The organism is Gordonia heveisoli, assembly GCF_030315745.1.
In the GTDB taxonomy this organism is placed as follows: Bacteria; Actinomycetota; Actinomycetes; order Mycobacteriales; family Mycobacteriaceae; genus Gordonia.
In genome coordinates, this window is the sequence record NZ_JASXSH010000029.1 from 1 (window position 1) to 13,898 (window position 13,898).

The window sequence follows — 13,898 nt, forward strand, 5'->3', positions numbered from 1 at the left end:
CATGTCATGCGGCCATCCTGGACCGTCTGGCGGTGATCGCTGTGAGCGATTCCACAGCCCGGTGGCTGTGTGGACTATCGGGTTGACACAGGATTTACCGTGCCGATCATCGCATGCCAGACTCGGGGGATGGGCGTGCGTAGGCGAGTGGCGATCACCATTGGCTCGATTTCCTGGATGCCGCGGTTTCTTCCGCAGATCGTGTTCTGCGACAATAAGATCCACAGCATTTCTGGGCAGCGGCTGAGCTTGCTTGATATTGCGGGCCTGCCGAATATCACGCTGAAGGTGGCGGGACGCAAGAGTGGCGTCCTCCGCGTCACCCGGCTGCTCGCCGTCCCGCAGGAGGAGGACTGGCTGGTCGCCGGCTCGTACTTCGGTAGCCCCAAGCTGCCACAGTGGGTCCTCAATATGCGGGCCGCGGACACGGTTCGGATCATGCGGGGCGGGCAGGAGTGGGCGGCGGTGCCGACAGAGCTGACCGGAGCTGATCGGGATGCTGCCTGGCAGCGGTTGCGCGAGGTCTGGCCCAACTTCGACCTGTACGAGCACCGAACCTCCCGCCGGATCCCGGTCTTCCGGCTCAGTCCGTTCCAGGAGTTCTGATCGCGGTTCGGGTGGCCGCCGACATCGCGGTCACCCGAACCGGGCCGATCAGTCGCCGGTGAACTGCGGCGGGCGCTTCTCGAATACCGCGGTCACCGCTTCGGACAGGTCGTTGCTCGGCAGGAAGGCAGAGTTCCACGCACCGACGTAGCGCAGGCTGTCGTGGACCGCGGCGCTGCGCGAGTGGTCGAGGACCTCCTTGATACCGGAGACGACCAGCGGCGGGTTGGCGGCGATCTCGGCGGCGGTGGCGCGGGCCAGGGCGAGCACGGCGTCCTGATCTTCGGCGACGTCGTTGACCAGACCGATCTTCTCCGCCCGTGCGGCGTCGATGTCCTTGCCGGTGAGCGCGAGCTCACGCAGATGTCCATCGGACAGGATCATCGGCAACCGGGCGAAGCTGCCGACGTCGGCGACCATCGCGACCTTCACCTCGCGGACGCTGAACTTGGCGTCCGCGCTCGCATAACGGATGTCGGCGGCCGCGATGAGATCGACGCCTCCGCCGATACACCAGCCGGAGATCGCGGCGACGACCGGCTTGCGGCAGTCGGCGACCGCGGTGATGGCGGCCTGCAGGCCGCGCAGCGAGTGCAGGAAGTCAGTGCGCGCACGTGCTTTGGCGTTGTCGGCGAGGATCGGCGCGAGGGTCGGTCCCATCGCGGCCAGGTCGAGTCCGTAGGAGAAGTGGGGTCCGGCGCCGGTCAGGACCACCGCCCGCACCTGGGGATCGGTGTCGAGCTCACCGAACAGGACGGGCAGCTCTGCCCAGAAATCCGGACCCATCGCGTTGCCCTTGCCCGGTCCGATCAGCCGGACCTCGGCGACGTGGTCGGCGATGGAGACCTCGAACGCTTTCCATGCGTGTTCACTCATTGGGCCGAGGTTACTCCCCGGTCACCATTGCGGACGTCGCTACCACCACCTCGGCCGCCAGGCGCCGCGATGGACCTGTTAGAACCAAAGCTTAGGGACTCACCACGGCTGCATCACCGGATGCACTCGCGATCGAGGAGGGCGCAATGAGCGGATACATCGCCGAGGACATCGACGTCGAGGAACTGCGACGGCGCACGGAGGTGGCCACTGGCCTCGCCGGACGGGTGCGTGAGCTGGTCGCCGCCACTGTGGTGACCGACGTCGACGACCACGCCATCGCGGCGGCGCAGCGTCATATCGAGGCCGCCACGGCCCTGCTGTCGCAGCAGCGACTACCCGGCTCGTTCGGCGTGCGCTTCAACACCGACGGCACCAAGCGTGTGTGGGGCAATGCGGTGGTCGGTGCCCGCAATCCGATCGCACCCCCGGTGCAGTTGGTCGACGAGGGCGATCATCTCTGGGCCGAGTTCGACCTCGGTCCGGCCTATGAGGGGCCGGCGGGGCTCGTCCACGGCGGCGTCGTCGCGATGATCTTGGACCAGGTACTCGGTTCGGCCGCCGAACATGCAGGCGCCCCCGGGATGACCGGTACGCTGACGATCCGCTACGAGCAGGGCACCAAACTCGGCCCGGTCCGCGTCGAGGGCAGACTCGATCGAGTCGAGGGTGTCAAGTCCATCGCGGTGGGCACGGTGTCCACCCCGGATGGTGTGTGTGCCCGGGCCGAAGGAATCTTCATCCTCCCGCGGTGGGCGCGCGGCGAGAGCTCCGAACGCCTGCGGAACTCCCTCGGCGACGGCTGAGTGGTGGTCGGCGGGCCGTCAGGTGCGTGGCCCGACGACCCGGTACCGCGCGCACACGAACGCCCGATTCTGCGCCACCTCGACGAGTTCGAGGTCGAAGGGTTGCGGGAACAGCGGTCGGCCCGAACCCAGCGTCACCGGCGCGATCGACACGGTGACCTCGTCGAGCAGCCCGGCCTGCGCGAACTGTGCGGCGAGTCCGCCGCCGCCGACCACCCACACCGCCTTGTCGCCTGCAAGCGCGGTGATGCGGTCGAGATGATCGGTCACCTCGCCGGCCACGATGGACACCGTCGGCGCGGCCGGGGTGAGGTCGCGGTGGGTGAACACCAGGCAGGGGATGTCGTACGGCCACGGATTGCCTTGCGCCAATTCGTGTTCGACGACCCACTCGTAGGTGGTGGCGCCCATCACGAGCGCGCCGATGCCGCCGATGAAGTCGGTGTAGTTCATCGCGCCCTGTTCGTCGATGGGCTGGCTCAGCAACCAATCGAGATTGTCCTGGTCGTCGGCGAGGAACCCGTCGAGGGTGGTCGCCGTGTAGTAGCGGAAGGTGGGGCGGTGCGACATCAGAATCCTCCGGATTGTTTGCGGTGCCAGATGATCGGATCGGGATCGAGGCCGGTGAGGTCGGCCCCGGCACGACGAAGCAGGTGCCGCGCCAGTTGCCTGCGATAGGCACCGAAGGTCAGTACATGGGTCAGGATCTCGGACAGCAGAAAGGTTTCCGGTGGTCGGCACAGCGCATCGACGATGCGGTCGGCCCACGCGCCGCGCCGATCGATGTCTCGGACGAGTGCCAGCCATTGAGGTGCGACTCGTGCATGGGCCTCGATGAGATCGGCTATCCCGTCGCCGGCGGGCGGCGGTGGGTCGGTGCCGGTGATGGCCGACAGCCATGGCTGTTTGGCGTTGACGAGCTGGACCAGGACCCGACTCAGGCTCTCCTCTGCGCCAGTGAATTCCGATACCCGTTGATCGGTCAGTACTGTGCGTCGATATTCCTGCGGATCAACGGCTTTCGCGTTATCGAGCACTGCGGCGGTGTCGTCGATGTCGTGTCGGACCATCATCATGACCACGTCACCCGCATCCTCGGTCACCGGTGCTCCCGCATCGATGTACAGCGTCGTCGGTGAATGGAAATGGATTCCGTTGGGCGCGGGCAACCAGTGACTGTGCTCGCCGGACGGGCCGAGTCGGCTCGGGCTGTGTCCGAATGCGCGGGTGAAGGCCCGGGCGAAGCCGTCGACCGACTCGTACCCGGCGGCGAAGGCGGCATCGGTGACGGACATGCCGTGCTGCAACGACCACGCCGCACGCTCCAGGAGGACGCGGCGACGCAGTGCCACCGGCGATTCGCCCGCGTTCGTGCGCACCTGGCGGCTGAAGTGGAACGGCGAGGCGAACGCTCCCCGGGCCATACCGTCGAGGTCGGTGTGGTCGTCGGCGAGGACCGCGTCGAGGAGTTCGCGTAACCGGTCGGGATCGGCGCCTGTCATGAATCGAGTATGCGACGAGGGCCGTCGTTCCGGCCCGACCGATCTTGCGCTCTCGCGGGTAGTAGTGGCCTGCCGCTGCGGCCTTCCCTGTAGGGAGACGAATTGGTAGATTTGTCTCATGACAGTTGAGGCTGCCTCGCACAGTACGTCGGTCGGCGAGACCGAGGTCCCGGATATTCCCCGTCGGCACATGACTGCGCCGCGGCGTGGCAAACGGCTCGGCCGTCCGCTCAAGATCGCCATGCGGCTGCGCACGCCCACCCAGGACGAGTTCGACGCGATCGGTCGGCGGCTGATGCGTCGCGACGAGCCGGCCGCCGCCCTCGTGCGGGCCATGCGGTTGCCCAAGGACGATCCCGCCCGAGTGTCCAAACGTCAGTTTGCGACGGCCCTCGAGGGCACTGTCCCCGCCGACGCGCCGCCTGCCTTGCGGGAGTTCTTCGCGCTGGTGGAGGGCACACCCGACTGGGTGGACCCGCAGCTGTGCGAGCGTGGTGCACAGGTATATCGACGCTTCGGCCAGAACGCCAACGACGTGCTGCTGCAACTGTCGCTGATCGGCGGCTACCGGTTCGGTGGTCCGCCCGATCTGCTGGTCGAGACCGGCGGACTGACCGGCAACACCGCGATGCGACGGCTCGGGGAGACCCAGACCTGGGGGATCGCGGTCGGTGATCCGGGTGGCATGCTCCGCGACGGCGCCGGGTGGCGCTTGACCGTCCACGTGCGGTTGATGCATGCGCTGGTCAACGATGCCTTCGAACGCAATGGCCGCTGGGACATCGCGGAGTGGGGTTTGCCCATCAATCAGGCCGACCTGGCCGCGACGCTGAGTCTCTTCAGCGGAACGCTGCTGATGGGTGTGCGAGCACTCGGCGTGCCGGTGAGCCGGGAGGAATCCCGCGCGCTGATGCATCTGTGGAAGTACGTCGGCTGGCTCATCGGCGTCGACGACGACTGGCTGTTCGACGACGAGCGTGCGCAGCACCAGCTCAGCTACGCGATCCTGCTGTCCCAGGCGGAGGTGTCCGATGCCGGGCCGCAGCTGAGCCGGGCCATCGTCGACGCTCAGTCCCAACTGCACTACCGATTCGCCACGCCGATCGCGGCCCGGTACACCCGGCTGCGTCTGCTCAGCATGCTGGAGGGATTCCTCGGACCCCGCAGCATGCGCGATCTCGGTCTGCCGCAGACCCTTCCGTGGGCCTTCGGTCTCGCATGGGTGCGCAACACCATCGCCTACCGGATCGTCGCACCCACCCGGTTCGGGGATCGCTACCTCGATCTCCTCGCCAAGCGGTCACGGGACCGCGCTCGGTACCGGCATTTCGGGAAGGACGCCCCCGACATCGGACGTCTGTCGGACTGAGGGTGCGGCCGCCGCGTGCGCTCAGCTCCGCCGAAGCAGCGGGATGAGAGCCGCGGTCTTCTCCGGGGTCCATCCCGGTGGCTGCAGGATCGCCGCCCACGCCTTCGGGATCGCAGCCAGAAATGTGTGTCCGTGTCCGTCTGGGACACCGTTGGACACCGCCATATCCGCCGACACCTGCAAGAAGGTGACGAACGGGATCCACCGCATCGAGCCGAGGACGTCGCGCCCGCGTTGTTCGCGCAGCCAATCCGGTTTGGACAGAGCGAGACTCGGCGACCACCACGAGATCGGATCCGATGCGTGCTGGAGGTAGACGACGCGTCCGGGGCGCCAGGGCCCGTCGGGTCGGTCCAGATCCGCGCCGTCAGCGATGAACCGGACCTGCGAGCCTCCGTCGTAGACGGGCAGCCACTCCGGTGAGCCCGGATCGCGTTGGCGCGTCGCATCCTTCCAGATGGTGTTGTTGAAGGTCGGGCCGACGAAAAGGGCGCCGTCGGTCCGGGCGCTCAGTGACTGGACACTGCCGAACGCGGATTCGCCTGCGAAGGAGCCGAGACTCTCGCCGAAGACGACCAGCTTGGGGCGCTGTGCCTCCGGCCGCGCGCGGACCCGCTCGGAGACAGCTTCGAACAGGGCGAGACCCGCTTGTCTGGCACGTTCGGCGTCGACGAGGAAGGACAGCCAGCTCGGCAGGTAGGAGTACTGCATACTGACCGTCGCGGTGTTTCCGTTGTACATGTACTCCAGGGAGTCGACGGTGGCCCGATTGATCCAGCCGGTACCGGTTGTCGAGGCGACCGCCACCAGTGCCCGGTCGAGTCCTCCGGCTCGTTCGAGTTCCTCTGCGGCGAGTTGGGCATTGGCGCGGAGGTCGTCGCCGGAACCGAGGCCGACGAAGGTGCGGACCGGGAATTGTGCTGGGCGACCGTTGAAGTCACTCAGCTGCTGCTGCGAAGGCCCGTTGGACACGAAGATGCGGCCCTGCCGCCCGAGTGAATCCCAGCTGACCAGCGAGCCGGGACCGCCTGACCGAAGGGGTGAGGTGGGCGGCGACGAATCGGCGGTGGTCTCGCCGTCGATAGCGGCGAAGGTCGAGTTCAGCGCCTTCATCGAGTACTTCGCGACCACACCGTTGAGTACGAACGCGGTGAACAGCACCACCACCAGTGCCGCGGCGACCGCCGAGACCCGGGGAGGGGCAACCGTTTCCAACTTGCCGACCAGCCAGCGCACCAATCCGGCCCACGCCTGGCCGATCGTCATGAGCAGCATGAATACCAGGACGGCGATGATCGCGACCAGCGGGTAGGCGCCCCACGACAAGCGGTCGACGCCCATCAGGTCGCGCAACTGGTCCTGCCAACGCGACCACCAGATGAGCATGATCGCGGTGCCCAGCAGGGCGAGTGCGCCGAGGTACGTCCACCATCTGGCGCGGGCGGGTCGCCACGGTTCGTCGCGCGACATCATGAACCGCACAAGCCAGGAGGCGAAGACGCCCAGGCAATAGCCGAGCGCCGCGGAGGCGCCGCTAACGACTCCCTGGAACAACGCGCTGCGCGGCAGCAGGGAGGGTGTCATCGAGAGCCAGAGGAACACCAGGGCGACGGCCATGCCGACGTAGCCGTAGCGACGACGATGGTTCTGCCACCAGGTGGTGATCCGATGGGGCGTCCGGGCCTCGTGGGCGGTGCCGACCTCCGAATCAGCGGTGGTGAGATCGGGCGCCGCGGTGTCGGTGGTTTGATCGGGCGCCGCGGTCTCGGTGGTCAGATCGGGTGCCGCGGTGTCGGGTGCGCTGATGGCCACCGGATCGTTGTCTGTGGCTGCAGAATCGGTGGACACGCTGCTCCTGGTGGTCGACGGTCGTGTCACAGTAGCAACGCTGCTCGACCGGTGACGTTGTTCGTCCCGCAAAGAAGCCGCCGACGAACCCGAGGGCGGGGGTTCGTCGGCGGTCTTCCTCGCTCACCGAGGTGAATGGGCCCCGGGGGAGAGGGCCCCGGATCCGGTGCGTCGGCCGGATCTATTTCACCTCGGTGCGGATCACCCGGTAGATCCCCAGCGTCAGGGGAAGGGCGATCCAGATCAGGGCGGACACGATCAATCGGGCCCATTCGCCTCCGGCGGCCCACTCGGAGGACTGGAACGGTGCGTTGGTCGATGTGGTGTCGATCCATTGCCCGATATGGTCTTTGAACCACGGCACGAGTTCGGTGACCAGCGACAGTGCGGTGGGCAGGGCGAAGTACGCGACGATCGATCCCGGTGTGTTGAGGATCAGCGCCGCGAAGCCGAAGCCGAGGAGCAGGCCGAAGATCTGCACGATGAGCGAGTTGACGACGCCCGCGAGGGTGAAGCTCCAGCTGCCGGCGGGGTCGGCGTAGGCCAGTCCCGCTATGACGGTTCCGAAGGCGCCGAGGACCATCGCCAATGCGACCGCGGCGATTCCCGAGCCGATCGCGACGGTGAGCTTCGCCAGAATCACCCGTTCACGTCGAGGTTCCATCCCAAAGGTGGTGAGCGCCGTTCGTTGGCTCCATTCGGCGGTGACGAGCAGGATTGCCATCACCGGCAGGATGATGGCGGTCGGCACGTTCATCAGGCCGAAGATGTCGGCGAAGTTCAGGTTTTCCGGCTCGGAGTGGTTGGCGATCAGCAGCACCACCAGGACGATCGCGGAGAGGGCGCCGATCGAGGCGGTCAGCCAGAATCCGGCCCGGGTGTCGACGAGTTTACGGGCCTCGACGGCGACCAGCCGCTGGAACGGGATGTCCGGTCGGCGCAGGTCGACGTCGGAAGGGCCGGCCAGGGTGGTGGCGGTCATCGCAGTACTCCTTGCAGATTCGGTTGTTCGCGCTGGGTGTCGGAGGTGAGTTCGAGGAACATCTCCTCGAGCTGGGCGCCGTCGGCCGGTCGCAATTCGGTGAGCACGGTGCCGATGGCCGCGGCCGCGCGGCCGACTTCGACGGCCTCGGCGTCAACGATCAGGCCGCCCTCTGGCGAGGGCTGCACACCGATCGCGGCGGCGCGAAGTGCGGTGGCCAGGGCATCGTCGTCGAGCGAGCGGACTCGTGTGCCCGCACCGGCAAGCAATTCGTCCTTGGTGCCCTGCGCGACGATCCGGCCGCGACCGATGACGACGATGTCATCGGCGACGATCTCGATCTCGTGCAGCAGATGCGACGACAGTAGGACTGTTCCGCCACGATCGGCGTAGTCGCGCAACAGGGTTCGCATCCACCGGATGCCGGCGGGATCGAGTCCGTTGGCCGGTTCGTCGAGGATCAGGATGTGGGGATCACCCAGGAGGGCGTTGGCGATTCCCAGTCGCTGGCGCATGCCGAGCGAGTAGTTGCGGACCCGCCGCTCGGCTTCCTCCGTTGTGAGACTGACCATTTCGAGGATCTCGTCGACCCGATCGCGTCGCACCCCCATGGTCATCGCCGACAGCCGGAGGATCTCGGCGCCGGTTCGGCCCGCATGCTGGGCCGACGCGTCGAGCAACACGCCGATCTGGGTGGCGGGATTCGGGACATCCCGATAGTTGGCGCCACCGACGAGAGCGCTGCCCGAGGTGGCCGGGGTCAGCCCGGCGATGATGCGCATGGTCGTCGACTTACCCGCGCCGTTGGGCCCGAGGAAGCCGGTGATCTGGCCCGGTCGGCAGGTGAAGGAGACATCGTCCACCGCGACGTAGTCGCCGTAGCGTTTGGTCAGGTTCTTGACGGTGATCATGTGATCCACACTGACGTTTGACCTACGGTTGCCACATCGGTCGACCGGCCGCGATCAGCCGCCGAAAGTCGTACACGGTGCAGCCGGAGGTCGGAGGCCGTCACCCATGCGCGACGACTACCGTGACGGTGTGCGACCCGAGCAGTACCAGCCCCGACTCACCTGGGTGAGTCATGCCTGGCGGCTGGTGGCGATGCTGTTGATCTCGGCGATGGTGTGGCTACCGCGGATCTCCTATCAGTGGGAGCACGCCCGATGGTGGTTCTTCGCCGATCTCGGTCTGGGCCTGCTCAGCTACGTGCTGATCTGGTGGCGCCGTACGCATCCGGTGGCGCTGGCCACGATCACCAACCTGATGTCGGTGATCTCGGCGAGTTCGGCGGGTCCAGGGGCGCTCGCCATGGTGTCGTTGTCCACTCGGCGGCACTGGCGCGAGATCATTCCGCAGGTGGTTCTCGGCTTGGTCTGCGGCGTACCGGGTCTGATGTACTTCAGCACTCCTGACGAAGAACAGTCGATACTGATCAACGCATTCGTGATCGCCGCAGTGCTCGCCGCATTGGTCGCCTGGGGGCTGTTCATCGGTTCCCGGCGGGAACTGCTCGCGAACTGGCGTGAACGCGCACTCTCGTCCGAGGCCGAACAACAGGCCAAGGTGAACGAGGCTCGGTCGGTGGAGCGGGCACGGATCGCGCGGGAGATGCATGACGTACTGGCTCATCGGATCTCGGTCGTGAGCATGACCGCGGGTGCGCTCGCCTATCGAACCGACCTCTCCGGCGACGAGGTGCGGGCGACCGCCAAGACCATTCAGGAGACCTCGCATCTCGCGTTGACCGAGTTGCGGGAGGTGCTCGGGGTGTTGCGGGAGGGGCCCGGCGACGCCGCACCCGAGGATCCGCAGCGGCAGTCCGCCGATGCCGCCGATCTGTCCGGACTGGTCGCCGAGTCGACGGCGGCCGGAGCGCGGGTGCGGTTCCGGTGCGATGCCGATCTTTCCGCGGTCGCACCGGGGGTCGCGCGCACCCTGTACCGGTGCCTGCAGGAGGCGCTGACCAACGCTCGCAAACACGCGCCCAACGCCGTGGTGACGGTCGCGGTCAAGGGGAGCGCCGAGCGCGGCATCGATCTGCTCGTGGAGAATCCGTTGCCGCTGGGGGAGTCGACGACCGCGACGCCCGCGTCCGGATTCGGGTTGGTCGGACTCGCCGAACGGGTGGCGCTCAGCGGTGGCCGCCAGTCGGTGACGCTCACCGACGATCGTCGGTTCCTCCTGCACGTGTGGTTACCTTGGTCATCATGAGCGCTCGCATCATGCTCGTCGACGACGATCCGCTCGTCCGCTCGGGCCTTCGGCTGTTGCTCGGCGGTGACCCCGAGCTCGCGATCGTCTCGGAGGCCCCCGATGGCCAGGCTGCGCTCGACACCCATCGCACCGAACCCGTCGACATGGTCTTGATGGATTTGCGGATGCCCCGGCTCGACGGCATCGCCGCGACAGCCGCGTTCAAGTCGGGGCCACAGCCGCCCGCGATCATCGTGCTGACCACGTTCGACGCCGACGATTACGTCGTTCGCGCGCTCGCGGTGGGAGCCGACGGATTTCTGCTGAAGGACACCCCGCCTGACGAGATCGTCGCGGCCATCAAGAACGTGCTGGCTGGCCGGCCTGCGTTGAGTCCGTCGATCACAGCGGCGCTCATCAAGCAGGTCGTGGACGGTGGCGGCGCGCGGTCGGCGCGGGCGACCGATCTGGTGGGGTCGCTGACCGAGCGCGAGCGCGATGTCGCGGTCGAACTCGCGGGCGGGGCGTCGAATGCGGAGATCGCCGAGCGGCTCTACATGAGCCTGGCGACCGTGAAGGCGCACATCTCGCACATCTTCATCAAACTCAATGCGACCAACCGGGTTCAGGTCGCGATCTGCATGCACGACGCCGGTCTGGCCTGACCGGCGTCGTGCGGGCGGTCAGCCGGTGTAGGAGCCGGTGACGAGCGGCAGATCCAGCGTGGTGCGGATGCCCGGTGGTGCCGCGATGACCGCCGGGATCGCGTTGACCACGCGCCCGGCACCGGCGACGATCGCCGCGTGGTTGTGGTCGCCGCGTTCGCTGGTGGGGCAGATGTCCACCCGGTAGGACGGTTCGCCGGTGATCTCGACGCGGTAGCAGCCGCCGGGTTGCGCGGGCTGCGCCCAGTCCGGCCGCAGATCTTCGCGCAGGCGGGTCACATGCTCGACGACGATGACCGGTTTTCCCTTGGCCGTCCCGATGATCTCGAACCGCACCGCGGCGCGTGTCCCGGCGGCGATGGTGCCCGCCGAGATCTCGAAATCGTCCGGCGCAGGCGCACTGTCGTGGATTTCGACGATCTCGTCGATCTCCACGCCGAGACCCGCGGCCACCTGGTGGATGGTGGTACCCCATGCTGCGGTCAGCACGCCGGGGAGGAACAGCAGCGGGGTTTCGTCGAGCGGTTTGCCGAATCCCATCACATCGAACATGACCGTTGCCCCGTCGTAGGTGGCGTAGTCGGCGATCTCCATGCAGCGGATCTGTTCGACGCGCTGACAGGTTCCCGCGAAGGCGAAGGGGATGAGGTCGTTGGCGAAGCCGGGGTCGACGCCGTTGATGAAGACGCTGGCATCGTTGGCCGCGGCGATCGCCTCCAGTTTGGCGATGGCCTTGTCCGGCATCACCCCCCACGGGTATTGCAGCGGTACCGGCGCGGTACCCACGACGTCGATACCCGCTTCGAGGAAGCGGCACACATCGTTGAACGCCTCGATCGGACGGGTGTCGCCCATCGCGCAGTAGACGACCGCGTCGGGGGTTTCGGCGAGGATGTCGTCGAGCCCGGCGACGGCCGTGACACCCGTCGGCGTGTCGGTGCCGGCCAGGGTTGCCGCGTCGACGCCGATCTTCTCCGCCGTCGACACCGACACCGCCACGAGTTCGAAGCGGGGGTCGTCGATCAGCTGCCGAAGGGCGAGTCGACCGACATTTCCGGTGCCGACCAGTGCCACGCGGATCGTCATGCGTTTTGCCTCCCTGGAGTCATTGCCGCAGGTGAGGTGTACACCTGTCCGGACTTCTGTCCATATCAGTAGACCACGATCGCGGTGACTTGCCTAGAACGTGTTCTCATTTGCGTCTGACCGCTGTACTCTTGCTCGCCATGGGACGCGTAGACGACAAAGTTGCACTGATCACGGGTGGTTCGCGGGGGATGGGAGCCGAGCACGCACGGGCGCTGGTTGCCGAAGGTGCGAAGGTGGTGATCGGCGACATCCTCGACGACGAGGGCAAGGCGCTGGCCGCCGAAATCGGCGACGCCGCCCGCTACGTCCACCTCGACGTCACCTCGCCGGAGGACTGGCAGGCTGCCGTGCAGACCGCGATCGACGACTTCGGCAAGATCAACGTGCTGGTGAACAATGCAGGCATCGTCAACGGTTCGACGGTCCAGAAGTTCCGCCTGGACAAGTGGCGCCAGATCCTCGACGTCAACCTGACCGGAACCTTCATCGGTATTCAATCTGTGGCCGACCCGATGATCGCCGCGGGTGGCGGGTCGATCATCAACGTGTCCTCGGTCGAGGGGCTCCGGGGCAGCCCGTGGGCGCACGGATACGTCGCGTCGAAGTGGGGTGTGCGCGGCCTCGCGAAGTCGGCCGCGCTGGAACTCGCGCCGCACAACATCCGGGTCAACTCGATCCATCCGGGCATGATCCGCACCCCGATGACCGAGGGGCTGCCCGAGGATATGGTCAAGATCCCGCTCGGCCGCCCTGCCGAGTCCCGTGAGGTCGCAACCTTTGTCGTGTTCCTGGCCAGCGATGAATCGTCGTACGCCACCGGAGCCGAGTTCGTGATGGACGGCGGACTCACCGCGGACGTGCCGCACAAGTAGGGATCGCATCCCCCCGAAGACCCGGCGGGTCACGGCTGCATCGGCAGGCGTGGCCCGCCGTCCAACTATTCGGCTGATTCCGCGCGACCGGTCGGGGATGGCTGGGGCAACAGCCTCGGGATCGCCCACACGAATGCCACCATCCCGACGAGTTCCACCAGGGTCTGCGTGATGACGACCGCGCCGGCGAGTTCGTAGCCCGCGGGCAGGGCCAGCGCCAGTGGCAGCACGACCAGCGAGTTCCGTGTCGCGCCCGAGAACACCGCGGCCCGGGCACGGTCGGTAGACAGTCCGAATATGCGTCCGATCAGAACACCGGCGCCTGCCATCACGATCAGGAAGGCTGCGAAGATCGGCGCGACGCCGACCAGGTCACCCAGCCGATCATCGATCCGCGGGACCTGCGTGCCGACGACGGTGGCCAACACGAGGACCATCAGCGGCACCATCGTGGTCCCGGCCGCGGCTTCGAAGGTTCGCCCCCAGTGGTGACGCGCGGCGACCGTCTGTGCCGCCCACGCCAATCCGAGCGGGATCACGATCAGTACGACGAAGGCGGTCAGGAACGGCCGGGGATCGATGACGTCGGACATCTCCGAGCCGAGAAACGCATACAGGTACAGCGGGGTCAGGACCAGTTGGGCGAGCAGCAGTAGCGGGGTGGCCGCGAGCAGTCGCTGCGCCGCACCGCCGGCCAGGCCGGTGAAGACGACGACGTAGTCGACGCACGGGCAGAGCAGCACCAGAAGTACCCCGAGCCGGATGGCCGTGTCGGCGGGGAGGAATCGTGTCGCAATCGTCAGGACCAGTGGTACGACGACGAAGTTCAGCGTCGTGATGGCCGCGAGGAAACGTCTGTCGCGCAACGATTCCGCCAGCTCGGCGATGGGAACCTGTAAGAACGTGACGAACAGGAGGGCGGCCAGTAGGGGATTGATGGCCGCCTCGGCATCGGTGGCCGGGTCGCCGACCATGAGGCCGATGACCATGCCCACGCCGATGGCGACCAGGTATAGCGGCACCTGCCACCGCTCCATCCACGCCACGAATTCTCGGGTTCTGCTCACGGAGGTCATTGTGTCTCGAC

14 protein-coding genes are annotated in these 13,898 nt (G+C 67.0%); 6 read left to right on the forward strand and 8 right to left on the reverse strand.

Features of this window, described 5'->3' with window-relative positions; all coding sequences use genetic code 11:
• The first annotated feature begins 129 nt into the window (after nucleotides 1-129).
• Nucleotides 130-606 carry a nitroreductase family deazaflavin-dependent oxidoreductase gene (locus tag QSJ18_RS18810; RefSeq protein WP_286328213.1) on the forward strand — a complete coding sequence of 159 codons (477 nt, stop codon included), beginning with the start codon at nucleotides 130-132 and terminating at the stop codon, nucleotides 604-606.
• A 48-nt stretch (nucleotides 607-654) separates the two neighbouring features.
• Here the strand turns inward: QSJ18_RS18810 and QSJ18_RS18815 are convergent, their stop codons facing one another.
• The gene (locus tag QSJ18_RS18815) at nucleotides 655-1,482 is read right to left on the reverse strand and encodes a crotonase/enoyl-CoA hydratase family protein (protein WP_286328175.1); all 828 of its coding nucleotides are present in this window, start codon (nucleotides 1,480-1,482) and stop codon (nucleotides 655-657) included.
• A 146-nt stretch (nucleotides 1,483-1,628) separates the two neighbouring features.
• On the opposite strand from QSJ18_RS18815, the gene QSJ18_RS18820 reads away from it, so the two are divergent.
• Nucleotides 1,629-2,288, forward strand: coding sequence for a PaaI family thioesterase (locus tag QSJ18_RS18820; RefSeq protein ID WP_286328176.1), 660 nt, complete (start codon nucleotides 1,629-1,631; stop codon nucleotides 2,286-2,288).
• Between the two features lie 18 nt (nucleotides 2,289-2,306).
• On the opposite strand, the gene QSJ18_RS18825 is transcribed toward QSJ18_RS18820, so the two are convergent.
• Together QSJ18_RS18825 and QSJ18_RS18830 are read right to left on the reverse strand one after the other, a co-directional pair.
• Nucleotides 2,307-2,858 carry a dihydrofolate reductase family protein gene (locus QSJ18_RS18825; protein ID WP_286328177.1) on the reverse strand — a complete coding sequence of 184 codons (552 nt, stop codon included), beginning with the start codon at nucleotides 2,856-2,858 and terminating at the stop codon, nucleotides 2,307-2,309.
• Nucleotides 2,858-3,790: a helix-turn-helix transcriptional regulator gene (locus QSJ18_RS18830; protein ID WP_286328178.1), complete on the reverse strand. Its 933-nt coding sequence runs from the start codon at nucleotides 3,788-3,790 to the stop codon at nucleotides 2,858-2,860. The genes QSJ18_RS18825 and QSJ18_RS18830 overlap by 1 nt, the downstream gene beginning before the upstream one ends.
• A gap of 118 nt (nucleotides 3,791-3,908) precedes the next feature.
• Here QSJ18_RS18830 and QSJ18_RS18835 point away from each other — a divergent pair, with 118 nt between their 5' ends.
• A complete protein-coding gene (locus QSJ18_RS18835) occupies nucleotides 3,909-5,159 on the forward strand; it encodes an oxygenase MpaB family protein (protein ID WP_286328179.1) in 1,251 nt (416 codons plus the stop codon).
• A gap of 21 nt (nucleotides 5,160-5,180) precedes the next feature.
• Here the strand turns inward: QSJ18_RS18835 and QSJ18_RS18840 are convergent, their stop codons facing one another.
• From QSJ18_RS18840 to QSJ18_RS18850, 3 genes are all read right to left on the reverse strand, one after another.
• Nucleotides 5,181-7,007, reverse strand: a complete 1,827-nt coding sequence (locus QSJ18_RS18840; RefSeq protein WP_286328180.1) for an alpha/beta hydrolase — start codon at nucleotides 7,005-7,007, stop codon at nucleotides 5,181-5,183.
• A 181-nt stretch (nucleotides 7,008-7,188) separates the two neighbouring features.
• Nucleotides 7,189-7,989: an ABC transporter permease gene (locus tag QSJ18_RS18845; RefSeq protein ID WP_286328181.1), complete on the reverse strand. Its 801-nt coding sequence runs from the start codon at nucleotides 7,987-7,989 to the stop codon at nucleotides 7,189-7,191.
• Nucleotides 7,986-8,900: an ABC transporter ATP-binding protein gene (locus tag QSJ18_RS18850; protein WP_286328182.1), complete on the reverse strand. Its 915-nt coding sequence runs from the start codon at nucleotides 8,898-8,900 to the stop codon at nucleotides 7,986-7,988. Before QSJ18_RS18850 ends, QSJ18_RS18845 begins: the two co-directional genes overlap by 4 nt.
• Nucleotides 8,901-9,030: 130 nt before the next feature.
• On the opposite strand from QSJ18_RS18850, the gene QSJ18_RS18855 reads away from it, so the two are divergent.
• Together QSJ18_RS18855 and QSJ18_RS18860 are read left to right on the forward strand one after the other, a co-directional pair.
• Nucleotides 9,031-10,203, forward strand: coding sequence for a sensor histidine kinase (locus QSJ18_RS18855; RefSeq protein WP_286328214.1), 1,173 nt, complete (start codon nucleotides 9,031-9,033; stop codon nucleotides 10,201-10,203).
• Nucleotides 10,200-10,850 carry a response regulator gene (locus QSJ18_RS18860; protein WP_286328183.1) on the forward strand — a complete coding sequence of 217 codons (651 nt, stop codon included), beginning with the start codon at nucleotides 10,200-10,202 and terminating at the stop codon, nucleotides 10,848-10,850. The genes QSJ18_RS18855 and QSJ18_RS18860 overlap by 4 nt, the downstream gene beginning before the upstream one ends.
• 18 nt (nucleotides 10,851-10,868) lie before the next feature.
• Here the strand turns inward: QSJ18_RS18860 and QSJ18_RS18865 are convergent, their stop codons facing one another.
• A complete protein-coding gene (locus tag QSJ18_RS18865) occupies nucleotides 10,869-11,936 on the reverse strand; it encodes an NAD(P)H-dependent amine dehydrogenase family protein (protein ID WP_286328184.1) in 1,068 nt (355 codons plus the stop codon).
• Between the two features lie 140 nt (nucleotides 11,937-12,076).
• Between QSJ18_RS18865 and QSJ18_RS18870 the strand changes: the two genes are divergently transcribed.
• On the forward strand, nucleotides 12,077-12,811 hold the full coding sequence (locus tag QSJ18_RS18870; protein WP_286328185.1) for a glucose 1-dehydrogenase: 735 nt from the start codon (nucleotides 12,077-12,079) through the stop codon (nucleotides 12,809-12,811).
• 65 nt (nucleotides 12,812-12,876) lie between these two features.
• Here QSJ18_RS18870 and QSJ18_RS18875 read toward each other — a convergent pair whose 3' ends face one another.
• On the reverse strand, nucleotides 12,877-13,848 hold the full coding sequence (locus tag QSJ18_RS18875) for an arsenic resistance protein (RefSeq protein WP_286328215.1): 972 nt from the start codon (nucleotides 13,846-13,848) through the stop codon (nucleotides 12,877-12,879).
• Nucleotides 13,849-13,898 lie beyond the last annotated feature (50 nt).

Bases quoted from the DNA above. Each gene is read 5' to 3' on its own strand.
- QSJ18_RS18870 (WP_286328185.1), top strand. From the start codon at position 12,077: ATGGGACGCGTAGACGACAAAGTTGCACTGATCACGGGTGGTTCGCGG.
- QSJ18_RS18835 (WP_286328179.1), top strand. From the start codon at position 3,909: ATGACAGTTGAGGCTGCCTCGCACAGTACGTCGGTCGGCGAGACCGAG.
- QSJ18_RS18850 (WP_286328182.1), bottom strand. From the start codon at position 8,900: ATGATCACCGTCAAGAACCTGACCAAACGCTACGGCGACTACGTCGCG.
- QSJ18_RS18860 (WP_286328183.1), top strand. From the start codon at position 10,200: ATGAGCGCTCGCATCATGCTCGTCGACGACGATCCGCTCGTCCGCTCG.
- QSJ18_RS18865 (WP_286328184.1), bottom strand. From the start codon at position 11,936: ATGACGATCCGCGTGGCACTGGTCGGCACCGGAAATGTCGGTCGACTC.
- QSJ18_RS18845 (WP_286328181.1), bottom strand. From the start codon at position 7,989: ATGACCGCCACCACCCTGGCCGGCCCTTCCGACGTCGACCTGCGCCGA.
- QSJ18_RS18875 (WP_286328215.1), bottom strand. From the start codon at position 13,848: ATGGAGCGGTGGCAGGTGCCGCTATACCTGGTCGCCATCGGCGTGGGC.
- QSJ18_RS18815 (WP_286328175.1), bottom strand. From the start codon at position 1,482: ATGAGTGAACACGCATGGAAAGCGTTCGAGGTCTCCATCGCCGACCAC.
- QSJ18_RS18830 (WP_286328178.1), bottom strand. From the start codon at position 3,790: ATGACAGGCGCCGATCCCGACCGGTTACGCGAACTCCTCGACGCGGTC.
- QSJ18_RS18810 (WP_286328213.1), top strand. From the start codon at position 130: ATGGGCGTGCGTAGGCGAGTGGCGATCACCATTGGCTCGATTTCCTGG.
- QSJ18_RS18825 (WP_286328177.1), bottom strand. From the start codon at position 2,858: ATGTCGCACCGCCCCACCTTCCGCTACTACACGGCGACCACCCTCGAC.
- QSJ18_RS18820 (WP_286328176.1), top strand. From the start codon at position 1,629: ATGAGCGGATACATCGCCGAGGACATCGACGTCGAGGAACTGCGACGG.